This is a genomic window from Nonomuraea sp. NPDC049504, from assembly GCF_040676845.1.
Lineage (GTDB): Bacteria > Actinomycetota > Actinomycetes > Streptosporangiales > Streptosporangiaceae > Nonomuraea > Nonomuraea salmonea.
Window position 1 is genome coordinate 15,894 of sequence record NZ_JBFAPT010000048.1, and the last position, 24,971, is coordinate 40,864.

25 protein-coding genes are annotated in these 24,971 nt (G+C 69.3%); 15 read left to right on the forward strand and 10 right to left on the reverse strand.

Annotation, left to right across the window (positions count from 1 at the left end; genetic code table 11):
• The first annotated feature begins 5 nt into the window (after nt 1-5).
• The 3 genes from AB0K28_RS48410 to AB0K28_RS48420 are packed head-to-tail and all read left to right on the forward strand — an operon-like array spanning nt 6 to nt 1,379.
• Nucleotides 6-428 carry a roadblock/LC7 domain-containing protein gene (locus AB0K28_RS48410; protein ID WP_345397856.1) on the forward strand — a complete coding sequence of 141 codons (423 nt, stop codon included), beginning with the start codon at nt 6-8 and terminating at the stop codon, nt 426-428.
• Nucleotides 429-454: 26 nt separating this feature from the next.
• A complete protein-coding gene (locus tag AB0K28_RS48415; RefSeq protein ID WP_345397859.1) occupies nt 455-817 on the forward strand; it encodes a DUF742 domain-containing protein in 363 nt (120 codons plus the stop codon).
• Nucleotides 798-1,379 (forward strand): ATP/GTP-binding protein, encoded by a 582-nt coding sequence (locus tag AB0K28_RS48420; RefSeq protein ID WP_364384545.1) that lies wholly within the window; start codon nt 798-800, stop codon nt 1,377-1,379. Before AB0K28_RS48415 ends, AB0K28_RS48420 begins: the two co-directional genes overlap by 20 nt.
• A 61-nt stretch (nt 1,380-1,440) precedes the next feature.
• Here AB0K28_RS48420 and AB0K28_RS48425 read toward each other — a convergent pair whose 3' ends face one another.
• A complete protein-coding gene (locus AB0K28_RS48425; protein WP_345397862.1) occupies nt 1,441-2,211 on the reverse strand; it encodes a TetR/AcrR family transcriptional regulator in 771 nt (256 codons plus the stop codon).
• A gap of 79 nt (nt 2,212-2,290) precedes the next feature.
• Between AB0K28_RS48425 and AB0K28_RS48430 the strand changes: the two genes are divergently transcribed.
• Nucleotides 2,291-3,223, forward strand: a complete 933-nt coding sequence (locus AB0K28_RS48430; protein ID WP_364384549.1) for an ATP-binding cassette domain-containing protein — start codon at nt 2,291-2,293, stop codon at nt 3,221-3,223.
• Nucleotides 3,220-4,014 (forward strand): ABC transporter permease, encoded by a 795-nt coding sequence (locus AB0K28_RS48435; RefSeq protein WP_364384552.1) that lies wholly within the window; start codon nt 3,220-3,222, stop codon nt 4,012-4,014. The genes AB0K28_RS48430 and AB0K28_RS48435 overlap by 4 nt, the downstream gene beginning before the upstream one ends.
• Nucleotides 4,015-4,016: 2 nt before the next feature.
• Here the strand turns inward: AB0K28_RS48435 and betA are convergent, their stop codons facing one another.
• The 5 genes from betA to AB0K28_RS48460 form a co-directional block, all read right to left on the reverse strand.
• Complete coding sequence (betA, locus tag AB0K28_RS48440) at nt 4,017-5,642, reverse strand: choline dehydrogenase (protein WP_364384555.1); 1,626 nt, start codon at nt 5,640-5,642, stop codon at nt 4,017-4,019.
• On the reverse strand, nt 5,639-6,577 hold the full coding sequence (locus AB0K28_RS48445) for an ABC transporter substrate-binding protein (RefSeq protein WP_364384558.1): 939 nt from the start codon (nt 6,575-6,577) through the stop codon (nt 5,639-5,641). Before AB0K28_RS48445 ends, betA begins: the two co-directional genes overlap by 4 nt.
• 66 nt (nt 6,578-6,643) lie before the next feature.
• Nucleotides 6,644-7,615: an ABC transporter substrate-binding protein gene (locus AB0K28_RS48450; RefSeq protein WP_364384561.1), complete on the reverse strand. Its 972-nt coding sequence runs from the start codon at nt 7,613-7,615 to the stop codon at nt 6,644-6,646.
• Nucleotides 7,612-9,528, reverse strand: coding sequence for an ABC transporter permease subunit (locus tag AB0K28_RS48455; protein WP_364384564.1), 1,917 nt, complete (start codon nt 9,526-9,528; stop codon nt 7,612-7,614). The genes AB0K28_RS48450 and AB0K28_RS48455 overlap by 4 nt, the downstream gene beginning before the upstream one ends.
• Nucleotides 9,525-10,580: a glycine betaine/L-proline ABC transporter ATP-binding protein gene (locus AB0K28_RS48460; RefSeq protein ID WP_364384567.1), complete on the reverse strand. Its 1,056-nt coding sequence runs from the start codon at nt 10,578-10,580 to the stop codon at nt 9,525-9,527. Before AB0K28_RS48460 ends, AB0K28_RS48455 begins: the two co-directional genes overlap by 4 nt.
• 338 nt (nt 10,581-10,918) lie before the next feature.
• On the opposite strand from AB0K28_RS48460, the gene AB0K28_RS48465 reads away from it, so the two are divergent.
• The 4 genes from AB0K28_RS48465 (at nt 10,919) to AB0K28_RS48480 (ending at nt 14,953) form a co-directional block, all read left to right on the forward strand.
• Nucleotides 10,919-13,606, forward strand: a complete 2,688-nt coding sequence (locus tag AB0K28_RS48465) for a nitrate- and nitrite sensing domain-containing protein (protein WP_364384570.1) — start codon at nt 10,919-10,921, stop codon at nt 13,604-13,606.
• Entirely contained in the window at nt 13,603-14,025 is a 423-nt protein-coding gene (locus AB0K28_RS48470) for a roadblock/LC7 domain-containing protein (protein WP_345397892.1), read from the forward strand. Before AB0K28_RS48465 ends, AB0K28_RS48470 begins: the two co-directional genes overlap by 4 nt.
• A gap of 66 nt (nt 14,026-14,091) precedes the next feature.
• Nucleotides 14,092-14,406: a DUF742 domain-containing protein gene (locus AB0K28_RS48475; RefSeq protein WP_345409593.1), complete on the forward strand. Its 315-nt coding sequence runs from the start codon at nt 14,092-14,094 to the stop codon at nt 14,404-14,406.
• On the forward strand, nt 14,387-14,953 hold the full coding sequence (locus AB0K28_RS48480; protein ID WP_345397895.1) for an ATP/GTP-binding protein: 567 nt from the start codon (nt 14,387-14,389) through the stop codon (nt 14,951-14,953). Before AB0K28_RS48475 ends, AB0K28_RS48480 begins: the two co-directional genes overlap by 20 nt.
• A 121-nt stretch (nt 14,954-15,074) precedes the next feature.
• Here the strand turns inward: AB0K28_RS48480 and tnpA are convergent, their stop codons facing one another.
• A complete protein-coding gene (gene tnpA / locus AB0K28_RS48485) occupies nt 15,075-15,491 on the reverse strand; it encodes an IS200/IS605 family transposase (protein ID WP_364384575.1) in 417 nt (138 codons plus the stop codon).
• A 22-nt stretch (nt 15,492-15,513) separates the two neighbouring features.
• Between tnpA and AB0K28_RS48490 the strand changes: the two genes are divergently transcribed.
• Nucleotides 15,514-16,791 carry a transposase gene (locus AB0K28_RS48490; protein ID WP_364384578.1) on the forward strand — a complete coding sequence of 426 codons (1,278 nt, stop codon included), beginning with the start codon at nt 15,514-15,516 and terminating at the stop codon, nt 16,789-16,791.
• A 48-nt stretch (nt 16,792-16,839) separates the two neighbouring features.
• Here the strand turns inward: AB0K28_RS48490 and AB0K28_RS48495 are convergent, their stop codons facing one another.
• Complete coding sequence (locus tag AB0K28_RS48495; protein ID WP_364384581.1) at nt 16,840-17,799, reverse strand: SIS domain-containing protein; 960 nt, start codon at nt 17,797-17,799, stop codon at nt 16,840-16,842.
• Nucleotides 17,796-18,815, reverse strand: a complete 1,020-nt coding sequence (locus AB0K28_RS48500) for a hypothetical protein (protein WP_364384584.1) — start codon at nt 18,813-18,815, stop codon at nt 17,796-17,798. Before AB0K28_RS48500 ends, AB0K28_RS48495 begins: the two co-directional genes overlap by 4 nt.
• A gap of 360 nt (nt 18,816-19,175) precedes the next feature.
• Here AB0K28_RS48500 and AB0K28_RS48505 point away from each other — a divergent pair, with 360 nt between their 5' ends.
• From AB0K28_RS48505 to AB0K28_RS48520, 4 genes are all read left to right on the forward strand, one after another.
• A complete protein-coding gene (locus AB0K28_RS48505) occupies nt 19,176-20,294 on the forward strand; it encodes a spermidine/putrescine ABC transporter substrate-binding protein (protein ID WP_364384587.1) in 1,119 nt (372 codons plus the stop codon).
• A gap of 74 nt (nt 20,295-20,368) precedes the next feature.
• Nucleotides 20,369-21,172 carry an ABC transporter permease gene (locus AB0K28_RS48510; protein ID WP_364384590.1) on the forward strand — a complete coding sequence of 268 codons (804 nt, stop codon included), beginning with the start codon at nt 20,369-20,371 and terminating at the stop codon, nt 21,170-21,172.
• Nucleotides 21,165-21,944 (forward strand): ABC transporter permease, encoded by a 780-nt coding sequence (locus AB0K28_RS48515; RefSeq protein WP_364384593.1) that lies wholly within the window; start codon nt 21,165-21,167, stop codon nt 21,942-21,944. Before AB0K28_RS48510 ends, AB0K28_RS48515 begins: the two co-directional genes overlap by 8 nt.
• On the forward strand, nt 21,931-22,980 hold the full coding sequence (locus AB0K28_RS48520) for an ABC transporter ATP-binding protein (RefSeq protein ID WP_364384596.1): 1,050 nt from the start codon (nt 21,931-21,933) through the stop codon (nt 22,978-22,980). The genes AB0K28_RS48515 and AB0K28_RS48520 overlap by 14 nt, the downstream gene beginning before the upstream one ends.
• On the opposite strand, the gene AB0K28_RS48525 is transcribed toward AB0K28_RS48520, so the two are convergent.
• Nucleotides 22,974-23,588, reverse strand: a complete 615-nt coding sequence (locus AB0K28_RS48525) for a TetR family transcriptional regulator (protein ID WP_345397921.1) — start codon at nt 23,586-23,588, stop codon at nt 22,974-22,976. The genes AB0K28_RS48520 and AB0K28_RS48525 overlap by 7 nt on opposite strands.
• Before the next feature lie 117 nt (nt 23,589-23,705).
• On the opposite strand from AB0K28_RS48525, the gene AB0K28_RS48530 reads away from it, so the two are divergent.
• The gene (locus AB0K28_RS48530; protein ID WP_345397923.1) at nt 23,706-24,971 is read left to right on the forward strand and encodes a glycosyltransferase; all 1,266 of its coding nucleotides are present in this window, start codon (nt 23,706-23,708) and stop codon (nt 24,969-24,971) included.

Consider the following 24,971-nt stretch of genomic DNA (forward strand, 5'->3'; position numbering starts at 1 on the left):
GATGCGTGACAACCCTTAGCAGTGAGGCCAACAGGTTCGACTGGCTGATCACCGACTTCGTCCGGCACACGCCCGGAGTGGCCCATGCCGTCGTCGTCTCGGCCGACGGGCTCTGCCTGGCCGCGTCCGAGGGGTTCCCGCCGGACCGGGCCGACCAGCTCGCCGCGGTCGCCGCGGGGCTGCTGAGCCTGACCGTGGGCGCGTCGCGGGTGTTCGAGGGTGGCGCGGTCACGCAGACCGTGGTCGAGATGCAGCGCGGTCTGCTGCTCGTCATGGCGATCAGTGACGGCTCGGTGCTCACGGTTCTGGCGGGTCCTGATTGTGACATGGGACTCGTGGCGTACCAGATGACGTTGCTGGTAGACAGGGCTGGACAGGCACTGACGCCGGCCCTGCGCGCGGAGCTGCAGGCCGCCAGGACCCGGTGATGTGATGGAACTGATGGGAGCGGGCCGTGTACGGCGCTGACGGAATCGGGGAAGAGGAGCCCCTGTTCCGTCCTTACGCGGTGACGGGCGGCAGGTCTGAGCCGCGCTACCACCTCGCGATGGAGACGTTGATCTCGTCGATGTCGATCCCGGACGACGAGATGGCCATGCTCACCCCCGAGCAGGAGGCCATCATGCAGCTGTGCAGGTCGTTCCGGTCGGTCGCCGAGATCTCGGCCCTGCTCCGCGTCCCGCTGGGCGTGGCCAGGGTGCTCGTGGCGGACATGTCAGATGAAGGGCTCGTCCGCCTGCACCAGCCACGCCTCAGCCAGGGACAGCCAGACCTCAACATGCTCGAAAGGGTGCTCAGTGGACTACGCAGGCTCTAGCCCCGGCCTCACGTCGACGAAGATCGTCGTCGCCGGTGGTTTCGGCGTCGGGAAGACGACTTTCGTGGGGGCGGTGTCCGAGATCCTCCCGCTCACCACGGAAGCGGTGATGACCGACGCGTCCGCGGGCATCGACGATCTCGGCCTGACCCCGAACAAGCAGACCACGACCGTGGCGATGGACTTCGGCCGGCTCTCACTCGACCGTGACCTGATCCTCTACCTGTTCGGCACGCCCGGGCAGCACCGGTTCTGGTTCATGTGGGACGACCTCGTCCGCGGCGCCATCGGCGCGGTGGTGCTGCTCGACACGCGCCGCCTGGCCGACAGCTTCCCCGCCATCGACTACTTCGAAGAGGCCAAGCTGCCCTTCGTGATCGGGGTCAACGGCTGGGACGGCCAGTTCCCGCACTCCGACGGCGAGGTGAGGGAGGCGCTGGCGCTGTCGCCGCAGGTGCCGATCGTGCGCACCGACGCGCGTAACCGCGAGTCGGTCAAGGCGACGCTGATCTCGCTGGTCGAGCACGTCGTCCGCCTGCGCGCCGCCCCCGCCGCCTACTGAGAGGCGGGAGGGCCGCACGCGCGGCCCGCTGAAGCCTGCATCGAGCCGGCGTGCTGGAGTCTCAGCCGCCGGTTCGCTGCTTCACCAGGGCCTCAATGCCGTCGAGCACGCGCTGGAGCCCGAACTCGAAGGCGTGCTCGGGGCTGTAGGCCGAGTTGAGCGCCTCGCCCGCCGCCTGCCCGACCCGGGAGGCGGTGGGGAAGCGCGCCGGGTCGGCGATGCGGCTGAGGAAGGGCGCGTGCGCGGCCCACCACTGCTCGTCGCTCAGCCCCGTCATGCTCTCGGCCTGCGCCGCCTCCACGGCGCCCCTGGCGGTGCCGTGCACGAAGCCGGTGATCAGGGTGATCACCGAGTCCATCTCGACGTCGGTCAGGCCGATGCCGTCGACCGCGCTCAGCTCGTGGTCGTACTTGGCCGTGAGGTTGGGGCCCAGCACCGGCCGGTTCGCCGCCACCTGCAGCAGCCAGGGGTGGCGCAGGTAGAGGGCCCAGTTCTCCCTGGCGATCTGCTCCAGCCTGCCCCGCCAGCCGCCCGGCACGTCCGCCGGTCTGGCGGTCTCGCCGTAGACCGTGTCGAGCATGAGGTCGAAGAGTTCCGGTTTGCCCGGCACGTACGTGTAGAGGGACATCGTCCCGACGCTCAGCCGCTCGGCCACCCGGCGCATCGACAGCGCCTGCAGTCCTTCGGCGTCGGCCACCTCGATGGCGGCGCGCACGATCCGCTCAACGCTCAGCTCCGGCTTGCCCTTGCGGCGGCCGGTGGGCTCGCTCGTGCGCCAGAGCAGCGCGAGGCTGCGCGCCGGGTCGCCCTTGCCCGAGTACTCAACGCTCACCTTCGTACGGTACACCGTACGGTTGCCGTCCCTTGCCGTATGGTGTACGGTACAGTGTACGGCAGTAAGGAGGCGGCATTTGACAGCGGTACGCGTACGGGGACTGCGCAAGACCTACGACGAGAAGGCGGCACTCGACGGCATCGACCTCGACGTGGCCCCCGGCACGGTCTGCGGGCTGCTCGGCCCCAACGGCGCCGGCAAGAGCACCACCGTGCGCATCCTCACCACGCTCCTGCGCCCCTCGGGCGGGCGCGCCGAGGTGGGCGGCTTCGACGTGGTCACCCAGCCCCGTCAGGTACGCCGCACGATCGGCCTGGTCGGCCAGCACGCGGCGGTGGACGAGTTGCTGACCGGGCGGCAGAACCTGGAGATGTTCGGCCGGCTGCACCACCTCGGCGGCAGGCAGGCCCGTGCCAGGGCGGCCGAGCTGCTGGAGCGCTTCGGTCTTGAGCACCCCGGGCCGGCCAAGGAGTACTCCGGCGGCATGCGCAGGCGGCTCGACCTGGCCGCCAGCATGATCCTGGCGCCGCCCGTGCTGTTCCTGGACGAGCCGACCACGGGGCTCGACCCGCGCAGCCGCACGGAGATCTGGCGGGCGGTGCGCGACCTGGTGGCGGGCGGCACCACGGTGCTGCTGACCACCCAATACCTGGAGGAGGCCGACCAGCTCGCCGACCGCATCGCGGTGATCGACACCGGGCGGGTGGTCGCCGAGGGCACGCCCGACGCGCTCAAGAGCAAGATCGGCGGTGACCGGCTCGACGTGGTCGTCCGCGACCCGCGGCGTCTGGCCGAGGCGGCCGCGATCATCGAGCGAGTGACCGGCGCCCCCGCCGAGCCGGACCGGGACACCGCCCGCCTGAGCGCCCCGGTGAGCGACCGCGTGCGCACGCTCACCGCAGCCTTGAACGCGCTGGCCGCGGCCGGCATCGAGGCGGAGGACGTCGCCCTCCGCCGTCCGACCCTCGACGAGGTCTTCCTGCAGCTCACCGGAGGTGACCGCCGATGACGGCGACAACGCTGCGCTGGGCGATCGTGGACGGGTGGACGATCGCCCGGCGCGATCTGATCCACTGGGCCAACCAGCCGATGACCGTGGTCTTCGGGGTGGCCTTCCCCATCGTCATCACCCTGGCCTTCGGCTACCTGTTCGGTGGTGCGGTGCAGGTGCCGGAGGGGGCCGGGTACTTCGCGTTCCTCATGCCCGGCATGTACGGCATGACGATGCTCTTCGGTCTCAGCTCCACGATGATCGCCGTCACCACCGACGCGGCCAAGGGCGTCACCGACCGGTTCAGGTCGCTGCCCATGGCGCCCTCCGCCGTGCTCACCGGCCGGGCCGTGGCCGACCTGCTGCACTCGGTCCTGATCCTGGCCGGCCTGCTGCTCTGCGGCCTGGCGGTCGGCTGGCGCCCGGAGACGCTCCCCGGCGCGGCGGGCGCGGTCGGCCTGCTGCTGCTCCTGCGCTTCTCGCTGCTGTGGGCGGGCGTCTACCTGGGGCTGCGCACCAAGGACCCGGGGGCGGCGGTGGCGATCCAGACCATGGAGTTCCCCATCGGCTTCCTGTCCAACGCCTTCGTAGCCCCCGCCACCATGCCGGGCTGGCTCGGCGCCGTCGCCGAGTGGAACCCGCTGTCGGCGACGGTGGCGGCGGCCAGGGAACTGTTCGGCAATCCGGGCTGGGGCGGCGACTCCTGGGTGGCTGAGCACGCCGTGCTGATGGCTCTCGTCTGGCCGGCCGTCATCACCGTCGTCTTCTTCACCCTGTCCGTCCGCCTCTACCAGCGGCTGGACAGGTGAGGTCAGCGGGCGCGGTAGAACTCCACCGGCTCGGGCGGTAGCGGGGTGTTGCCGAGGATGAGGTCGGCGGCCTTCTCGGCGAGCATCATCACGGGGGCGTAGATGTTGCCGTTGGTGACGTACGGCATGGCCGAGGCGTCCACCACGCGCAGCCCGTCGAGGCCGTGCACGCGCATGGTCTCGGGGTCCACGACCGACTGCTCGTCGGTGCCCATCTTGCAGGTGCACGACGGGTGCAGGGCCGTCTCGCCGTCCTTGGCGACCCAGGCCAGGATCTCCTCGTCGGTCTGCACCCGCGGGCCGGGGGAGATCTCGCCGCCGTCCAGGTCCGCCCAGGCGGGCTGGGAGAGGATCTTCCTGGCGTGCCTGATCGCCTCCACCCACTCACGGCGGTCCTGCTCGGTGGACAGGTAGTTGAAGCGCAGCGCGGGCTTGTGCCGGGGGTCGGTGGAGGTGATGCGGACGGAGCCGCGGGCGTCGGAGTACATCGGCCCGATGTGCACCTGGTAGCCGTGCCCGCCGGCCGGGGCCGTGCCGTCGTAGCGCACGGCGATGGGCAGGAAGTGGAACATCAGGTTGGGGTAGGCCACCGCGTCGTCGGAGCGGATGAAGCCCCCCGCCTCGAAGTGGTTGGTCGCGCCCGGCCCACCGCGCAGGAACAGCCAGTTGGCCCCGATGAACGGCCGCCGCCACATGGCAAGCGAGGGCTGCTGGGAGACCGGCTCGGTGCAGGCGTGCTGGACGTAGACCTCCAGGTGGTCCTGGAGGTTCTCGCCGACGCCCGGCAGGTCGTGCACGACCTCGACGCCGAGCGGTTCCAGCAGCGCGCGCGGCCCCACCCCCGACAGCTGGAGCAGCTGCGGGGTGTTGATGGCGCCGCCGCACAGGATGACCTCGCCGGCCTCGATGCGCTCGCCGTCGCACAGCACGCCGGTCGCGCGGGTGCCGTCGAAGAGCACCTTCTCCACGAAGGCGCGGGTCCTGACCTTGAGGTTCTTGCGCCCGCGTACGGGGTGCAGGTACGCGCGGGCGGCGCTGAGCCTGCGGCCCCGGTGGATGGTGCGGTCGAAGGCGGCGAAGCCCTCCTGGCGGTAGCCGTTGACGTCGTCGGTCAGGGGGTGCCCGGCCTGCTGCACGGCCGCGAAGAACGCCTCGAACAGCGGGCCGTGCGCCGGGCCGCGCTCCAGCTTGAGCGGCCCCTCGCCGCCGCGGAAGTCGGTGCCGGGGTCGGCCAGGCAGGTCTCCATGCGCTTGAAGTAGGGCAGGCAGTGGGCGTAGTCCCAGCTCTTCATGCCGGGGTCGGCGGCCCAGCGCTCGTAGTCGAGCGGGTTGCCGCGCTGGAAGATCATGCCGTTGATGCTGCTGGAGCCGCCCAGCACCTTGCCGCGGGCGTGGTAGATGCGCCGGCCGCCCATGTGCGGCTCCGGCTCGGACTCGTATCTCCAGTCGTAGAAGCGGTTGCCGATGGGGAACATCAACGCGGCCGGCATGTGGATGAAGACGTCCCACAGGTAGTCGGGACGCCCTGCCTCCAGCACCAGCACCGACGTCGAGGGGTCGGCGCTCAGCCGGTTGGCCAGGGCGCTTCCGGCGGAGCCGCCGCCCACGATGACGAAGTCGAACCTCAACGCGGAATCCAGTCCTTCCACACGATCTTGTTCTCTTGCACCCACCGCTCGGCAGCCTCTTCGGCGGTCATCCGCTCGTTGATCATGTCGCTCGCCACGGCGTTCTGGTCGTCGTTGGTCCAGGTGAAGTTGCGGACCAGCTCGTACGCCTGCCCGCCCGCCTCCGCGAACCGCCGGCTGACGATCTTGTCCAGCAGGTACGGCGGATAGTCGCAGGCGACCTTCGCCGGATCGCTGTCACAGCCGACGGCGTAGGGCGGCAGCGCGACCTTGACGAGTTTGATCTTGCTGAAGAGCCATTGCGGTTCGTAGAAATACATCAGCAGCGGCGTCCGGTTCTTCGTCGCCTCCTGCGCCGCCTTGATGAGCGCCGCCTCGCTGCCGGAGTAGACGACCTTGTAATTGAGCCCGAGATTCTTGACGAGAGCCTCGTCGTTGGTGACGAATGTCGGGTCTCCGTCGAGCACTTGTCCGGCATTTCCGGTTTTATCGGTTCGGAAGAGGGCGGCGTACTTATTGAGGTTTCGGTAGTCCGTAATGTCGGGATACTTCTTGGCCATCCACTCGGGCACGTACCACCCGATGACGCCTTTGTTGCCCGTCAGCCCCGCCGACAGCGCGACCTTCTTCTCCTCGATGTACTCCTTCTTCAGGTCGTTGTGACCCCAGCTCTCCACGATCACGTCGACCTTGCCCGACTCGAAATCCCGCCAGGACTGGTCCTCTTTCACGGCCCGCTTGTTCACCTTGTAGCCCAGCTCGTGCTCCAGCAGGTAGCCGAGCACGGCGGCCTGGGCCTCGTACCCCACCCAGCCGTGCACGTCGATGTTCACGGTTCCCTTGGCCTTGGCCGTGGTCTCGGGCTCACCGCTGGAGCAGGCGGTCAGCAGCAGGGCCGCGACGAGCGGGCCGGCGAGCGTCTTGATTCGGATCATGATGAGGTCTCCGGGAACCGCGCACCCGCCGGGGCGGGCGCGCGGTCATGGGGGGTCAGGAGGGGGTCACTGGGGGATCCAGGCCTGCCACTTGGCGGGGTTGGCCTCGACCCACTTCTTGGCGGCTTCCTCGCCGGTCATGCCACCGTTGGTCATGTCGTCGGCCACGGCGTTCTGGTCCTCGTTGGTCCAGGAGAAGTTCTTGATCAGCTCGTACGCCTTGCCGCCGGACTGCGCGAACTTCGTACTGACGATCTTGTCGAGGTCCATCTCCGGGTAGTCGCAGGCCACCTTCTTCGGGTCGGCGTCGCAGCCCTCGGTGTACGGCGGCAGGTTCACCCGGACCAGCTCGGTCTTGCTGAACAGCCAGTGCGGGTCCCAGAAGTAGAACAGCAGCGGCTTCTTCTGCTCCTGCGCCTGCTGGGCGCTCTTGATCAGGGCCGCCTCGCTGCCGCCGACCACGACCTTGTAGTCGAGCTTGAGGTTCTTGATCAGCGCATCCTCGTTGCTGACGTACGAGGGGTCGCCGAACAGCAGCTGGCCCTTGTCGCCCGACTCGGAGGTCTTGAACAGGTCGGCGTACTTGTTGAGGTTCTTGTAGTCGGTGATGCCGGGGTGCTCGTCGGCCATCCACTTGGGGATGTACCAGCCGATGACGCCCTTGTTGCCGGTCGAGCCGGCCTCCTGCGCGGTCTTCTTCTCCTCGATGAACTGCTTCTTCAGGTCGGGGTGACCCCAGTTCTCGATGATGACGTCGACGTCGCCGGTCTCGAAGCCCTCCCAGGCCAGCTGCTCCTTGATCTCGGGCAGCTCCACCTCGTAGTTCAGCTCGTTCTTCAGCAGGTACGCCACGACGTTCGCGCTGGCCTCGTACCCGACCCAGGGGTTGATGGCGATCTTCACGGTCCCGGCGGACCCGCCGGAGGCGCTGGCCCCGGCCGCCGGGGCGGAGGCGCTGGGTGAGGTCTCCACGGTGGCCCCGCCGCAACCGGCGGCCAGCCCCACGGCGAGCAGGCCTGCGAGCAGGCGAATCTTCATGTGAACTTCCTCTTTCGGGGGGACGGGCGCCTGGTGTCGGCGCCCTGCGTGATGCGGTCGAGCATGACGCCGAGCAGCACGGTCGCGATGCCGGCCACGAAGCCCATGCCGAAGTCGGTCCGCTGGGAGAAACCGGCGACCACGTCGTAGCCGAGGGCCCCCGCCCCGACCAGACCGCCGACGACGACCATGGCCAGCGTCATCACGATGCCCTGGTTGGCCGCGAGCAGGATGGCGCGCCTGGCCATCGGCAGCTGCACCTTCCACAGCAGCTGGCCGGAGGTGGAGCCGGCCGAGGCGGCGGCCTCGACGACGGTGGCGGGCACGCCCTTGATGCCGTCCTCGACCAGGCGCACCACCGGCGGCACCGCGTAGATGATGGACGCGAAGATCGCGGTGAACCGGGTGGTGCCGAACAACGCGAGCGCCGGCAGCAGGTACACGAACGCGGGCATGGTCTGGGCGGCGTCCAGCAGCGGGCGCTGGATGGCGGAGTAGCACGGCGAGCGGGCCGCCGCCACGCCGAGCAGCAGCCCGATGAGCAGCGTGACCAGCACCGCGACGGCGACCGTGGTCATCGTCTGCATGGTGTGCTCCCACACGCCGAGCAGCGCGATGCCGAGCAGGCAGGCCAGCGCGATGAGCGCCGGGCGCGTGCCGCTGACCCGCCAGGCGAGGCTCAGCACCGCGAGCGCGACCAGCCACCACGGCGCGGCGGTGAGCAGCGACTCCAGCGGGTTGAGCAGCGCGTGCGAGGTGACGTCCTTGATGAACGTGGTGACCGGGTACCAGCTCGTCTCGGCCCAGCTCACGGCCGCGTTGACCTCGGCCACGACGTTCACCGTCAGGCTCTCGGGCCAGATCGGCGGCAGCACGGGGATGAGCGCGAGCCCGGCGACGCCCAGCACGCCCGCGCCGACGAGGTCGGTCCTGCGCAGCTTGGCGTGCGCGTCGCGGCGGGCGACCGCCATCATCATCCGGTCCAGCATCACCGCCATGATCACGATGGCCACGCCGGCCGGGAGCATGATGCCGACCTGCGCCCTCGACAGGCCGCGGATGATGTCGCCACCCAGGCCGGGCGCCGAGATCAGGTTCGCGATGACCACCATTGACAGCGCCATCATGATGGTCTGGTTGATGGCCAGCGCCATCGTGGAGCGGGCCAGCGGCAGATAGACCTTGAACAGCGTCTGCCGCCTGGTGGCGCCCAGCGAGGTGGACGCCTCGACCGCCGTGGGGGAGACCGACGAGATCGCCAGCGCGGTGATGCGGATGGCGGGCGGGATCGCGTAGATCATCGTGGCGATGGCGCCCGCGGGCGCCCCGATGTGGAAGAACAGCGCGAGCGGCGCCAGATAGGCGAACGTCGGCATGATCTGCATGACGTCGAGCACGGGCGTGATCGCCCGCCGCGTCCGCGCGGACAGGCCCGCCCACACCCCGATCGGGATCCCGATCGCCAGCGACAGCAGCACCGCCACCCCGACCAGGGCCAGCGTGTCGACGCTCGACTCCCACAGCCCCAGCACGCCGAACGCGCTCACCCCGCCGACCGCGAGCAGCGCGATCCGCCAGCCGCCCGCCAGCCAGGCCAGGGCGCCCATGACGCCGGTGATGCCAGGCCAGCCGAGCGCGTACAGGGTGGTCTGGAACAGGGAGTAGAGCTGGCCCACGAAGAGCCTGATGTAGTTGAGGAAGTACAGGAAGAGCGGGTTGTCGTTGCGGTGGTCGTCGATCCACTCGCGCAGCTCGGTCACCGCGAGGAACTGCGGCGCCTCCTTGTCGTGCGGCAGCGTCCCCGAGCCACGGAAGACCAGGTACGCCGCCACGAACAGCACCGCCACCCCGGCGGGGGCCGCCCACCTCGGCAGGCCGAGCCTGGAGGGCGTGGTGACGGCCGTGCTGCTCATGCCGACGCCTTCACGGCGGGGTCCTGACCGGCCAGGAAGCCCAGTAAGTCGACCCGGTCCACGACCCCGACCAGCTCGTCGCCGTCCACGACCTTGATCGGGCGGGAGGAGCCCGACGCGACGCCGATGGCGTCCTTGATGACGGTGGTGACGGGAAGCTCGGGGCCGTCGAGCGGCTCGCCCGGCTCGGGGTCGCGGCAGATCCAGCGCAGGGTCAGCACGTGGCTGCGCGGCACGTCGCGGACGAAGTCGGCCACGTAGTCGTCGGCCGGCGCGCCCACGAGCTCCTCCGCCGTGCCGAGCTGCACGATCGAGCCCGCCCGCATGATCGCGATGCGCTCGCCGAGCTTGAGCGCCTCCGACAGGTCGTGTGTGATGAAGACCATGGTCTTGCCGACCTCGCGGTGCAGCCTGATCACCTCGGCCTGCATGTCGCGCCTGATCAGCGGGTCGAGCGCGCTGAACGGCTCGTCGAACAGCATCACCTGGGGCTCCACGGCCAGCGCCCTGGCCAGCCCGACACGCTGCTGCATGCCGCCGGAGAGCTGGTCGGGGTAGGCGTCGGCGTAGCCGTCGAGGCCGACGAGCGAGAGGATCTCGGCGGCCCGCGCGTGCCTGTCGGCCTTCGCGGCGCCCTGGATCTCCAGCCCGTACGCCACGTTGTCGATGACCTTGCGGTGCGGCAGCAGGCCGAAGTGCTGGAAGACCATGCTGACCTGGTGGCGGCGGATCTCGCGCAGGCGGGCGGGGGAGGCGGCGCCGATGTCCTCGCCGGCGATCGTCACCTGGCCGGCGGAGGGCTCGATGAGCCTGGTGAGGCAGCGGACGAGGGTGGACTTGCCGCTGCCCGACAGGCCCATGACGACGAAGACCTCGCCGGGGCGTACCTCGAAGCTCACGTCGCGGACGGCGGCGGTGCAGCCGGTCTTCTCCCTGAGCGCGGCTGGGTCCAGATGTCTGTCATCACTGTCCAGCACCTTTTGCGCCTTCGGCCCGAAGATCTTCCAAAGGCCCGCAACGGTGATTGCCGCGTTGCCGGGAGAATCTCCCACCCTCGCCTCCTCGTTTGACGTGGCTCAACATATGTGGTGAATAGCGTGATTCTCAACGGCGTGACCTTCCGGAGATCACTGCGCGCCGGTCGTGTTACGCGATTGGAACGAGCAAATCGCCCATAGGAGGACATTTATCGTGTTGTAGGTTTATTTCGTGCCGGGAGCACTTCCCGCATGGAGCGCCAGCTTCTATCCTCATGAGTCACGCAGACCATCATTTGTCGCGTTATGTTCGCTTGGCCACAAGCCATGCGATGTGTTCCAATTACCCGGCACTTGCTGATTTCCCCAGGGCACACGGCCCGCATATAGGCCGATTCGACGAGGTGCGTTCGGTGAGTACACAGGTGGGCGTCAGGCAGGCCAGCGAGGGTGGCTGGCGGCTGCGCAATTGGCGTGTCCGCGCGCGGCTCGTGGCCCTCATCCTGGTACCGACCGCCGCCGCCGTCCTGCTCGGCGGCGTCCAGGTGCTCAACTCGACCTCCGCCGCCTCCGACTACGCCAGGACGAACCAGTTCGCCCGACTGTCCGCCGAACTCGGCGAGTTCACCCACCTCGTCTCCACCGAGCGCGCCAGAACCGCCTGGTACATCGCCCGCGACCGGCCCGCCGACGCCTTCGCCGAGGTGCAGTCCCACATGGCGCAGGTCGACCTGTCCGCCAAGCAGGTACGCGACGTCGCCAGGGCCCTGCTCGCCGACGCCACCGGCCGCACCGCCGACCAGCTGGAGAACCTGCTCAACCGGCTCAACGACCTGACCTCCCTGCGCCGCCAGGCCCTCGACGCCAACCTGCTGCCAGGACCGGCCGTCGAGCTCTACACCGTGATCGTCAACGGCCTGCTGTCGGTGCACAACGAGCTGGTCAAGGGCAGCGTGGACGACGAGCTGTTCCGCCAGACGCGCATGCTCGACGCGCTCGCGCGCGCCAAGGAGAGCGTGTCGTACCAGCAGGCCCTCGTCATCGTGGCGCTGGTCGAGGGCGCGTTCGAGCCGGAATCGCTCAAGCGGCTGCTCGGCGAGCAGTCCAGGGAGGCCAACGAGCGCAGGGGCTTCGCCGCCGAGGCCACCGCGGAGGAGCGCCGCCTGTTCGACGAGACCGTCAACGGCCGCTCCGCCGACCGCATGCTGTTCCTGCGCGAGCTGGTGCTCATCAGGGCCACCACCGGGCTGCCGCTGCGCGGCCTCGACCTCGCCAGGAAGGACGACGCCAAGGAGTGGTTCGACGCGGCGAGCGTGGTCGTCGACTCCATGCGCAAGGTCGAGCAGCGCCAGGCCGGGGGCATCGTGCAGCGCAGCGAGGCGCTCAGCTCCGACGAGCGGCAGCGCGCCGTCATCACCGCCGCCGCCGTGCTCGCCCTGCTCGTGGCCGTGCTGCTGATCACGACCGGGGTGGCGCGCTCCCTCGTACGCCCCCTGCGCCGCCTGCGCGGCGAGGCCCTGGAGATCGCCGGCAGGCGGCTGCCCGACTTCGTCCAGCACCTGCGCGAGTCCCGCGACGGCGCGGTGAACGCCGAGGTGCCGCCCATCGGCATCTTCACCAAGGACGAGGTGGGCGAGGTCGCGCGGGCCTTCGACGAGGTGCACCGCGAGGCCGTGCGGCTGGCCGGCGACGAGGCCAAGCTGCGCTCCAACGTCAACGCCATGTTCGTCAACCTGTCCAGGCGCAGCCAGACCCTGGTCGAACGGCAGCTCACGCTGATCGAGAAGCTGGAGCGCGGCGAGCGCGACGACGCCAGGCTCGGCGACCTGTTCAAGCTCGACCACCTCGCCACCCGCATGCGGCGCAACAGCGAGAACCTGCTCGTCCTCGCCGGCCAGGAGGCCGCGCGCAAGTGGACGGAGCCGGTCGAGCTGATGGACATCGTCCGGGCCGCGCTGGGCGAGGTCGAGAGCTACGACCGGGTCAGCATCCAGGTCCAGTCGGACGTCGCCATCGCCGGGCAGGCCGTCACCGACGTGGTGCACCTGCTCGCGGAGCTGGTCGAGAACGCCGTGTCGTTCTCCTCCCGCGACACCAAGGTCATCATCTCCAGCAGCCGCATCGACGGCGGCAGCCTGCTGCTGTCGGTCACCGACCACGGCATCGGCATGACGCCCGACGAGCTGGCCGAGGCCAACTGGCGCCTGGCCAACCCGCCCGTCGTGGACGTGTCGGTGTCGCGGCGGATGGGCCTGTTCGTGGTCGGCCGGCTGGCGCTGCGGCACACCATAAGGGTGCAGCTGCGGCGGCAGGACATCGGCGGGCTGACCGCCATGGTGCTGGTCCCGCCCGCGCTGCTCACCGGCGTGCCGGGGCCGGTGCCGGGAGCGGGACAGCGGCACCGGGCACCCCGTCCGACCAGCGAGCCGGCCCACGGGCCGACCCACGGGCCGACCCACGGGCCGGCGAACGCGCCGCCGACGCACGCCCCGGCGCATGCGGCTCCTGCTCCCCGGTCCATGCCGCCGTTCTCCGGCGGACATCCGTCCTTCGACACCGTGGCCCCGCCGCCGTACGAGAGCGTCCCGTCCTACAACGCCCCTCCCCCCGCGAGCCAGGACGCGGCCGACTCGTCGTGGTTCAGCGTCACCCACACCCACTCGCACTCGGTGGAGCAGGACTCGGTGGAGCAGGCGGCGCCGGAGCCGGTGACGTCCTTCCCCGACCCGCTGAGCGCGCCCGCCGCCGAGCTGGGCATCGCCCCGCCGCAGGAACCACCAGCTCAGGAGCCTGCCGTCGAGGTGAGCAGCTGGTTCAGCGGGTCGGCGCCCACCGCCGACCACCGCGACCCGTCCTGGTCGTCCCCCGCCGACCAGGGCTGGCAGGCCGCGGGCGCCGCCGCCGAGCCGGCCAGGAACGGCACCACGAACTCCGGCTTGCCGAAGCGGACCCCGCGCGCGAACCTGGTACCGGGGACCGCGAACCCGCAACCTCCGCCCGTTCCCGCTCCTCCGGTGTCCCCTGACCGACTGCGCAGCCGGCTCGCCAGCTACCAGCAGGGCGTACGCAAGGGACGCGCCGAGCTCGAGGAGGACGCATGAAGGAGCTGAGCCAGGCCGCCAGAGACGTCAACTGGCTGGTCACCGCCTTCGTCGAAGAGATCCCCGGCGTGGCGCACGCGGTGGTGGTCTCGGCCGACGGGCTCCCCATGGCCTACTCCAGGGGCTTCCCCCAGGATCGCGCCGACCAGCTCGCCGCCATCGCGGCCGGACTGGTGAGCCTGACGGCGGGGTCGGCGCGGGTGTTCGGCGGTGGCGAGGTCACTCAGACCCTCGTGGAGATGCAACGCGGTCTGCTGCTGGTGATGGCGATCAGCGACGGATCCTGCCTCGCGGTGCTGGCCGCGCCCGACTGCGACATGGGCCTGGTCGCCTACCAGATGACGATCCTGGTCGAGCGCGCGGGGCAGGTGCTCACTCCTGCCGTGCGAGCGGAGCTGTCCTCCGTGCGCCCCTGGTGATGGGAGTGAACCTTGGCATCGTGGCACAACGGGGAAGAGGAGCCCGAACGCAGTTCGCTCGTCCGCATGTACGCCGTCACCGGCGGCCGCACCACGCCACGGACGAACCTCGCCATGGAGGCCCTCGTGTCGTCGGCCACCTCGGCGCAGCTGGGCATGACGTACACGCGGGAGTACCGTGCCATCAGCGAGCTGTGCCGCCAGGTGCGCTCGGTGGCGGAGATCTCGGCGCTGCTCAGCGTGCCCCTCGGGGTGGCGCGGGTGCTGGTCGCCGACATGGAGGCGGACGGGCTGGTCAAGGTGTACCAGCCTCAGCTTGAGGCGGGCCTGCCGGACAGGGGCCTGCTCGAAAGGGTGCTCAGTGGACTTCGAAGGCTCTAGCCGGCTCACCTCCACCAAGATCGTCGTGGCGGGCGGATTCGGCGTGGGCAAGACCACGTTCGTCGGCGCGGTGTCGGAGATCATGCCGCTCACGACCGAGGCCGTGATGACGGACGCCTCGACCGGCATCGACGACCTCGGCCACACGCCGGGCAAGACGACCACGACCGTCGCGATGGACTTCGGCCGGCTCTCGCTGGCCCAGGACCTCATTCTCTATTTGTTCGGCACGCCGGGGCAGCACCGGTTCTGGTTCATGTGGGACGACCTCGTGCGCGGCGCGATCGGGGCCGTCGTGCTGGTCGACTCGCGGCGGCTGGCCGACAGCTTCCCCGCCGTCGACTACTTCGAGAACTCCGGCATCCCGTTCATCATCGGGCTGAACGGCTGGGACGGCGAGTTCCCGCACGCCGAGCACGAGGTGCGGGAGGCGCTGACGATCTCCGGGCACGTGCCGATCGTGCGGACGGACGCGCGGGCCCGGCCCGCGGTCAAGCACACGCTGATCACGCTGGTGGAGCACGCGCTCACCGTACGGTCGGCATGAGGCCCCGCTACCGGAATCGTCGGCGGTGCTCCGGCGTTCAGGCCGGGGGTGAAGCCGGCCAGCCCGCGTAGCGGGGCGAGAACAGCCGTTTCGCCGCCGGGCGAAACGGTGTCCACCCAGCTCAGACGGGCCGGTTCTGTTGCTCGATGTACTGGCGCAGGACACTGATCGGAGCGCCGCCCACCGAGCCGGCGAAGTAGGAGCCCGACCACAGCTTGTTCGCCCGGTAGTAGTGGCGGGCCAGTTCGGGGAATTCCTGACGCATCCGGCGCGAGGACACGCCCTTGAGGCTGTTGACCAGCTTGGACAGGGCCACCTTGGGTGGGAAGTCGACCAGCAGGTGGACGTGGTTGTCCTCGCCGTTGAACTCGCGCAGCTCGGTTTCGAAGTCGGCGCACACGGATCTCATGATCTCTTGCAGCCGGGTCAGGTGCTTGCCGGTGAACACCCGATGCCGGAATTTCGTCACGAAAACCAAATGTGCGTGCAGCATGAAAACGCAATGCCTGCCGGTCCTGATATCGCTGTGATCGGCCATAGCCCAACTGTAAGATGATCGTGTGCAGTTGCGGTACTCCTTCCGGATCGATCCGACCCCCGGCCAGCGCATCGAGCTCGCGCGGGCGTTCGGATGCGCCCGGGTGGTGTTCAACGACGCGATCGCACGACGCAACCATGCCCACCAGCAGGGCTTGCCGTTCCTCACCGACACGGAACTGTCCCGCCTGGTGATCACCCAGGCGAAGCAGACACCGCAACGCTCCTGGCTGGGCAAGGTGTCGGCGGTGGTGCTCCAGCAGGCCCTGGCCGACGCCTGTGCGGCGTTCCGGAACTTCTTCGCCTCCAGGGCCGGGACCCGCAAGGGGCCCATGCTGGGGCCGCCGCGTTTCCGGTCCCGCAAGGACAACCGGCAGGCGATCCGCTTCACCCGTAACGCTCGTTTCGCCATCACCGCGGCCGGCAGGTTGCGGCTGCCGAAGATCGGCGATGTGGTGGTGCGCTGGTCACGGACTCTGCCGTCCGAGCCCTCTTCGGTCACCGTGGTCAAGGACGCGGCCGGGAGGTATTTCGCCTCGTTTGTCATCGAAGCCGCCGAAACCTCCTTGCCTCAGACCGAGACCGAAACCGGGACCGGGGCCGAGACCGGGATCGATCTCGGCCTGACGCACTTCGCGGTGTTGTCGGGCGGACGAAAGATCGACAGCCCGCGGTTCCTGCGCCGAGCGGAGAAGAAACTCAAGCGGGCGCAAAAGGCCCTGTCGCGTAAGGAGAAGGGCAGCAAGAACCGGGCCAAGGCCCGGACGAAGCTCGCCCGCCGGCATGTCAAGGTCGCCGACGCGCGGCGCGAGTTCCACCACCAGTTGTCCACGAAGCTGATCCGCGAAAATCAAGCGATCTATGTGGAGGACCTGGCGGTCAAGGGGCTGGCACGCACTCAGCTGGCCAAGAGCGTGCATGATGCGGGCTGGGCGTCGTTCATCGGCATGGTGGAGTACAAGGCGAAGCTGTACGGCCGGACGTTCGTGAAGATCGGCAGGTTCTTCCCCTCCTCCAGGCTCTGTTCGGCCTGCGGGGCGCTGGCCGGGCAGATGCCGCTGGCCGTACGACGGTGGACCTGCCCGTGTGGGGTCACCCACGACCGGGATGTCAACGCCGAGATCAACATCCGGGCCGAAGGGCGCCGGATCGTCGCCGCTGGACGGAAACCCGTGCCTGAGATGGGCGGGAAGCGGAGACGGAAAACGCCTGCGGAGACCGGTAAGACCCCTCCGCCCGCTCCCCGGGGCGAGCGCGGGGGCACGGTCGATGAAACAGGAAGCCACAGAAGTGCCGCGTGACACCACACGGCACAGGCTGAATCCCCGGCGTTCACGCCGGGGAGCGCGTCAATGCGCCGACCACCAGTAGGCCGCCACCAGCTCGGCCACCAGCGTCTCCGTGAGCAGCGCGACGTCGGGGTCGTCGTCGTGGACGTAGCGGATGGCCGTGGCGGCGTCCTTCACCTCGCCGCCCACGGTGACCACCGTCGAGCCGCGCTCGCGTACCCAGTCCATGGCCTGCTCGTCGTAGCGGGAACCGGGGAAGAGCAGGGCGCGGTAGTCGAGCGTCTTGGTGAGGTAGACGTCCACGTGCGACCAGTCGCCGCTCTCGCAGGCGTCGGCCGGGCGGCGCGGGCCCTCCCTCAGCATCAGCGCCGACTGCTCGGCCGACGACAGGCGTTCGGCGGGGGCGATCGTGTAGACGCCGTGCGGGCCGTCGAGCAGCTCCATGGTCAGTGGCAGCCACTCGTCCCTGCGCTCCAGCAGGTCGGCGGTGGCCTCGGCGGCCCGCTCGACCAGGGCGGGCAGGTCGTGCGCGCGGCCGGTGAGCCGGCTCTCCAGGGCGAGCAGCAGGGCCAGCGTGTGCTGGAACGTACGGCAGGCGACGCCGCCGCGCTCCTCGCCCGCCCGCATCTCCACCACCAGGTCGGCGCCCCGCGTGATCGGGGAGCCCGGCTGGTTGGTGAGCGCCGCGACGAAGGAGGGGCCGCCCGTGTACGCCCCGATCGCGTCGAGCGTCTCGCGGCTGCCGCCGGTGGCCGAGATCGGCACGACCAGGGTGCCCTTGGCCGGTGGGAGCGCGGTGGCGGCGGAGGCGTACTCGGCGAAGGCGGACACCCCGGCGGCGCGCAGGCGTCGTGCGGCCACGCCCGCCGCGTAACGGGAGCTGCCCATGCCGAGGAACAGCACCCGGTCGACGCCCCGCGGCAGCCCGGCCCAGGGGTCGGCCGTCCTGAGCGCGGCGGCCAGGTCGGCCAGCGCCTGCGGCTTGGACTCCAGGTCGGTCAGGTAGAGCTCGGATTTCACGCGATGTTCTCCTCAGGTTTCCGCGCCGGGTTCGGCACGGAGGTCGCCGCGGGGGTGGCTGCGGACGTCTTTCGGGCGTCGTACCAGGTGTGCAGGACGCCCATGGGGGCGTAGCGCCAGCGGGGGAGATGGCGGGCGGCGTAGATCAGCTCGCGGCACTCCTGCTCCACCTCGAACGGCCGGATCAGCCCCTCGTCCAGCAGGTCGGGCCGGTGCCGCGCGGCCAGCCGGTCGCGGTAGGCGGCGAGCAGCTCGGCGCGGGCGCGGCGGGCCCACGCGGCGGCCTGGTCAGGAGGGGCGCCGCGGCGCTTGATCGCGACCTGGGCCACGTGTTCCAGACTGGTGGTGAGCTGCGCCACGTCGCGGGCGGCCGGCTGGCGGGGGTCGGCGTCGGACACGGTGGGGTTGCCGTCGAAGTCGATGACCGCATAGCCGTCGCGCCACTGGAGGATCTGCCCGACGTGCAGGTCCCCGTGAATCCTGATCAGCGGCGTGGTGACGGGTGCGGTCAGGGCGTCCAACTCCTGCCGCATGACCTCGGCCCGCTCGGCAAGCCAGATCCCGTCCTCGCCGTCGGTCACCGCCAGCGCCTCGGACAGCGCCGCCTCCGCCCGCTCCGCGAGCCTCGCCCCGAGCGGGGCCGGCAGCCCCGTGGCGGTCCCCTCCGCCGGTGCCGTCGCAGGGGAGTGGGGGAGGGTGGAGAGGGCGAGGTGGAGGTCGGCGGTGAGGCGGCCGACGGCGGCGGCGAACGCGGTGGTGCCGGCGACGGCCTCGTCCACGCACCACTCCCAGCCGTCCCTGGCGTCCGGCAGGTAACCGGTCACCAGGGCGAGGAGGTGTTCGCGGCCGTCCACCACGCCGGTCAGAGCCGCGTAAGGAGGGGCGGTGTCGTTGAATCCGGCCTCAACCAGATGGGCGAGGATGTCGGGGGTGGGATGCGGCAGCGGCGCGGGAGGGGTGAGCCACTTCACCACGACGCGCTCGTCCACGATCACCGAGTGGTTCGTCTGGTCCACGTGCGCTCCGAAATCCCGCTCACCTGGGACCCCAGTGTGGAGATCTGCAGAGCCGTACGAGAGGGTGGGCAACGGCAGAAACCGTCGTACGGACAGCGGCTCCGGCGCCTCCTCCCCGAGGTGCGCCACGAGAGCGGCGCTGAGCCCGCGATCTCGTGGGGTGAGCGGCCTCTCACCGAGCGAGATCACTCGCCGGTGTATTGAATCCCAATTCAACTCGTGGACCAAACTTCCAGGTAGCAATGTCATGAAAAGTCTTGCTCATGTTGATTTCTGCTGCAACACTCCTGCTCTGGTCGGCTGTGTCCGGTAAGGTCGCGCGACCCCTCTTACATCTCAATTTCAGAAGGAGTAGCGGCCGTGTCCCGTTCCCGGTTCACCCGTCGTCTCCCGGCCACCGTCGCGGTGGTCGGCCTCGCGCTTGCCGTCGCGGCGTGCGGCGGTGGGGCCTCGTCAAGTTCACAGGAGACGACGGGGGCGGCGGCCGAGCTCAAGCCCAACGCGGACCTGACGAAGCAGTCGTTGCAGGTCACGGTCTGGGACGGTTACCTGCCCAAGGAGCTGGCCGACAGGGTCAAGTCGACCCTCAAGGTCAAGGACATCAAGATCCAGCTGCACGACACCAACGAGACGGCGATGACCAAGCTCACCGCCCCCGGTGACAGCGGCATCGACGTGGCGTTCGTGTCCGGCCAGTACGCCCAGGCGCTCAACGCCATGGGCCTGCTGGAGCCGATCCACCCCGAGCTGATCCCCAACCTGGCCAACCTCTACCCCGAGGCCACCCAGCTGTCCTACGACAAGGGCAACAAGTACTCCGTGCCCTACACCTGGGGCACCACCGGCATCTGCTACCGCAAGGACCTCGTGAAGAAGGTCCCGGACAGTTGGAACGATATTCTCAAGCCCCCGGCCTGGGCCGAGAAGAAGGTCACCATGATGACCACCGAGCGCTGGCTGGCCCTGCCCGCGCTCAAGGCCCTCGGCTACTCGGTCAACACCGACAAGGACGAGGAGATCGAGAAGGCCCGCGAGCTGCTGGAGGAGCAGAAGCCGCACCTGCTCACCTACGACGACACCACCTTCGGTGACCGCCTGGTCAACGGCGAGGCCGTCATGGTCGAGGCGTGGGACGGCTGGTGCCCGACCACCGACCCCAAGGGCAACATCGGCTTCGCGAACCCGAAGGAGGGCAGCGACCTCTGGGTGGACACCATGGTGATCCTGAAGTCCTCCAAGAACAAGGAGGCCGCGCACGCCCTGATCAACTACATCCTGAGCCCCGAGGTGCACAGCTGGGCGGCCGTGAACATCAACTACAAGGTCCCCAACAAGGCGGCCATGGAGCAGGTGAAGATCCCCAAGGGTTCGCTGCTCGGCATCGCGCCGGACAAGCTGCTCGACGGTGAGTCGATCATCGACCTGGGCCAGGCGTCCACCAAGTACACCCGCCTGTCCGCCGACATCCAGGCGAAGTAGTTGTCGTTGTAGTGAAGTCAGAGGTCAAGGCCCGGCCGGCGTCCCGTTCCCGAGGGCGTCGGCTGGGCGCGTTCGTGTTCCTGACACCCGGGCTCGCCTACCTGCTGGTGCTGCTGCTGGTGCCGCTGGCGCTGGTGCTCAGCTACACGGTGTTCCAGCGGGGGCGCTTCGGCGGCGTCGTCTACGAGTTCACCACCGAGAACTTCAGCCGGCTGATCGACCCGCTCTACTTCGGCGTGGTGCTGCAGTCGCTGAAGATCGCGGCGGTGACGACCGTGATCGCGTTGCTGATCGGCTATCCGACGGCGTACCTGATCGCGCAGCTGCCGCGCAAGTGGAAGACCATCGCGCTGGTCGCCGTCGTGCTGCCGTTCTGGACGAACTTCATCATCCGCGTCTACGCGTGGATCATCCTGCTGAGCGGCCCGGGGTTGATCAACAGCGCGCTGAACGTCTTCGGCATCGAGCCCTTGGAGCTGCTCTACAACGAGGGCGCGATCGTGACGGGGCTGCTGTACTCGTACCTGCCGCTCATGGTGCTGCCGCTGTACGCCGCGATCGAGCGGCTCGACCCGCAGCTGCGGGAGGCGTCGGCCAACCTGGGCGCCTCGGCGTTCACCACGTTCAGGAAGGTCACGCTGCCGCTGACCATCCCCGGCGTGCTGACCGGAAGCATGTTCGTGTTCGTGCCGAGCCTGGGCAACTTCGTCATCCCCGAGCTGCTCGGGGGCAGCAAGTCGATCATGGTGGGCAACCTCATCAGGCAGCAGTTCCTGACCGCGCGCGACTGGCCGTTCGGCTCGACGCTGGCGCTGGCGGTGATCGCGATGCTGATCGTGCTGCTCATGATCCAGGCCTGGGTGACGCGCCGTGCGTAGGTCAAAGCTCCTGTACGTGCCGTTCTGGGCCACGTACGTCTTCCTCTACCTCCCGATCGCCGTCCTGGTCGTGATGTCGTTCAACGCGGGCGACTCGGCGTACAGCTTCGACGGCTTCAGCCTCAAGTGGTACGGCGAGCTGGCCCGCGACGACCGGGCCCTGTCCGGCGTGGTGAACACGCTGATCGTGGCCGCCGGCTCCACGGTGATCGCCACCGTGCTCGGCACGCTGCTGGCCGTCGGCCTGGTCCGGCACACCAGGTCCAAGGTGCTGGAAGCGGTCGCGCTGATGCCCGCCGTGCTGCCCGACCTGGTGATCGCCATCGGCCTGCTGATCCTGTACGGGACGATCCAGCTCACGCTCGGCCTGTACTCGGTCGTGCTGGCTCACGGCGTGTTCGCGATGGCGTTCGTGGCGGCGGTGGTGCGCACCCGGCTGACGGGCGCGGACACCTCGCTGGAGGAGGCGTCACGCGACCTCGGCGCGGGACCGGTCACCACGTTCATGAAGATCACGCTGCCGCAGCTGATGCCGGGCATCGTGGCCGGCGCGCTGCTGGCGTTCACGCTGTCGCTGGACGAGTTCGTGATCGCGTTCTTCACGATCGGCAACAGCGAGCAGACGCTGCCGATCGTCATCTACTCCATGATCCGATTCGGGGTCACTCCGAAGATCAATGCGCTGGCCGCGATCGTGCTGCTGGTGAGCTTCACGGCCGTGATCGCCGGGCAGCGCCTGACCAAGATCGGGGAATCGCGTGCTCGAGATTGACGGGATCACCCGGAAGTTCGGCAGTGTCACCGCGCTGGACGACGTCTCGCTGGAGATCGAGCAGGGGGAGTTCTTCGCCCTGCTCGGGCCCTCCGGCTGTGGGAAGACCACGCTGCTGCGCATCATCGCCGGGTTCGAGACGCCCGACGCGGGCGGTGTCACGCTCGACGGGGAGGACCTGCTGGCCAAGCCGCCGAACCGGCGGCCGATCAGCCTGATGTTCCAGTCGTACGCGCTGTTCCCGCACATGACCGTGGCGAAGAACGTCGCGTACGGGCTGGAGCGGGAGAAGCTGCCCCGCCAGGAGGTCAAGCAGCGCGTCGGCGAGGTGCTGGAGACGGTGGGCCTGTCGGCGCACGCGGGGCGCAAGCCCGCGCAGCTGTCCGGCGGCCAGCGGCAGCGCGTGGCGCTGGCCCGTTCCATCGTCAAGCGGCCCCGGCTGCTGCTGCTCGACGAGCCGCTGTCGGCCCTGGACAAGAAGGTCCGCGCCGACATGCAGCTGGAGCTCAAGCGGCTGCAGCACGAGGTGGGCATCACGTTCGTGGTCGTCACGCACGACCAGGAGGAGGCCATGTCGCTGGCCGACCGCATCGCGGTCTTCGACAGCGGCCGGGTCTGCCAGGTGGACGAGCCCATCGCCCTCTACGAGCGGCCCCGCTCGCCCTTCGTGGCCGACTTCGTCGGCGCCAACAACCTGTTCACCGGCACCGCGAGCGGCCTTGAGGGCATCAAGAGCACGACGTTCGGCATGCTCGCCGGCACGCCGCTGGACGAGCTGAAGGCGGGCGCGGAGGCGCTGCTGGCGGTCCGGCCCGAGAAGATCGAGCTGGCCGAGGAGAGCGCCACCAGGGGGCTGCCGGGCACCGTGCTCGACGTCAGCTTCTTCGGCGGCGTCTCGCACCTGTCGGTGCAGGTTCAGGGCCAGGACAAGCCGGTGCTGGCCGCCGTCCAGGGCGCCGGCACGATCAAGGCGGGCGCCAAGGTCAAGGTGCGCTGGAACGCCGAGGACGCGGTCATCATGGCGGCCGGTCAATGAGCCAGGTCGTTGCCCGTCGCCGCGCGGGCGTAGGACAGGATCAGCCCGGCAGCCTCGGCCGGGCCGATCAGGGGATGCCTGGCGGTGATGCGGTAGCCGTAGGCGTCCTCCAGGGCCACCAGGTTGCGGGCGATCGTCACCGAGTCGGCGCTCAGCCTGAAGACGCCCAGCGCGGCCCCGGTGTCCAGGATCGCCTGGTACATCGAGACCTGCCGGTCGTACAGGGAGGTGAGCAGCACGCCGTAGACCCGGTTGCGGCCCGCGGCCCCGCCCAGCTCGTTGAGCAGGCGCACGTCGGGGTCGAGCGGCCCGGTGGGCAGCCCCGACCTGATCGTGACGACCAGCTTCTCGACCGGGTCGGTGATCGTGGCGAGCCGGCGCAGCCGCTGCTCGTAGAAGCGCTCCATGCCCGCCTGCTGCGCCTCGACCAGCAGCTCGCTGAGGTCGGGGTAGTGGTAGAGCACGGCGCCGGAGGTCAGCCCGGCCTCCTCGGCGACGTGCGAGAGCTGTACACCGTCGATGCCATGGCGGATGATGGCCCTGCGTGCGGCTTCGATCAAGTCGATGCGCCGGTCACTGCGGCTCTTGCGCTGAGCCACCCTCACCACCTTCACTCCTTAGGCCACTGTTCAGTTGGCCGTTGACCATAGTGCCCTTAACTTGACCTTCACGCTAGATCCGTTTTTGAATTCACCTTCAAAATGACGAGTTCTCCCGGAGTCTCGATGTCTCTCACCTTCCTGTTCATGCCGGAAAGCGCGTACGGACCGACCAACAACTCCATCGGCATCGGCGACATCCTGCGCAAGCGCGGCCACCGCGTCGTCTTCGCCGCCGAGGCCTCGTGGAAGGGCAAGCTCGAAGCGCTCGGCTTCGAGGAGGACCTCGTCGACCTGGCCCCGCCGTCCGAGGAGGAGCAGGACCCCGGCCAGTTCTGGAAGGACTTCATCCGCGAGACCGCGCCGGAGTACCGCAAGAGCACGCGCGAGCAGCTCGAGACCGTCACCAAGCCCATCTGGGCCGAGCTCATCGACGGAGCGAAGTACTGCGAGCCGCAGCTCAAGGCCATCATCGAGCGGGTGAACCCGGACGTGATCATCGAGGACAACGTGCTCACGTTCCCGGCCCTCATCACCGCCGGCAAGAAGTTCGTGCGCATCGTCTCCTGCCAGCCGCTGGAGGTGCGCGGCCCGAACATCCCGCCGGTCTTCTCCGGCCTGCCCGCGAACGACCGCTCCGAGTGGGACGCCTTCCGCGCCGAGTACGAGCGCACCCACCGCGAGCTGTGGACCGCCTACAACGCGTGGTGCGTCGAGCAGGGCACGCCGCCGCTGCCCGACCTCGACTTCATCCACGAGGGCGACCTGAACCTCTACGTCTACCCGGAGATCCTCGACTACGTCGCCGAGCGCCCTCTGGGCCCGGCGTGGCACCGGCTCGACTCCTCGGTGCGTGAGACCGAGCAGGACTTCGAGCTGCCCTTCGAGCGCAACGAGCACGCGCTGATCTACTTCTCGCTCGGCTCGCTCGGCTCCGCCGACGTGGGCCTCATGCAGCGGGTGATCGACGTGCTGGGCACCACCCCGCACCAGTACGTCGTCTCCAAGGGCCCGCTGCACGAGGAGATCAAGCTGCACGACAACATGTGGGGCGAGGAGTTCCTCCCGCAGACTAAGATCATCCCACTGTGTGACTTGGTCATCACCCATGGCGGCAACAACACGACCACCGAGGCGCTGCACTTCGGCAAGCCGATGATCCTGCTGCCGCTCTTCTGGGACCAGTACGACAACGCCCAGAGGGTCGATGAGCTCGGCTACGGTGTCAGGCTCTCCACCTACACCTTCACCGACGAAGAGCTCACAGGGGCGATCGCGAAGCTGCTCGGCGACACCGAGCTGCGGGCGCGGCTCGCCGCCTCGGGCGAGGAGATCAGGCGCCGCGACGGCCTGCGCAAGGCCGCCGACCTGATCGAGCAGCTCGGCCAGTAG

Coding starts and splice junctions, on each gene's coding strand:
- AB0K28_RS48530 (WP_345397923.1), top strand. CDS start 23,706: ATGTCTCTCACCTTCCTGTTCATGCCGGAAAGCGCGTACGGACCGACC.
- tnpA (WP_364384575.1), bottom strand. CDS start 15,491: ATGGCCGATCACAGCGATATCAGGACCGGCAGGCATTGCGTTTTCATG.
- AB0K28_RS48475 (WP_345409593.1), top strand. CDS start 14,092: ATGTACGCCGTCACCGGCGGCCGCACCACGCCACGGACGAACCTCGCC.
- AB0K28_RS48470 (WP_345397892.1), top strand. CDS start 13,603: ATGAAGGAGCTGAGCCAGGCCGCCAGAGACGTCAACTGGCTGGTCACC.
- AB0K28_RS48450 (WP_364384561.1), bottom strand. CDS start 7,615: ATGAAGATTCGCCTGCTCGCAGGCCTGCTCGCCGTGGGGCTGGCCGCC.
- AB0K28_RS48435 (WP_364384552.1), top strand. CDS start 3,220: ATGACGGCGACAACGCTGCGCTGGGCGATCGTGGACGGGTGGACGATC.
- AB0K28_RS48445 (WP_364384558.1), bottom strand. CDS start 6,577: ATGATCCGAATCAAGACGCTCGCCGGCCCGCTCGTCGCGGCCCTGCTG.
- AB0K28_RS48455 (WP_364384564.1), bottom strand. CDS start 9,528: ATGAGCAGCACGGCCGTCACCACGCCCTCCAGGCTCGGCCTGCCGAGG.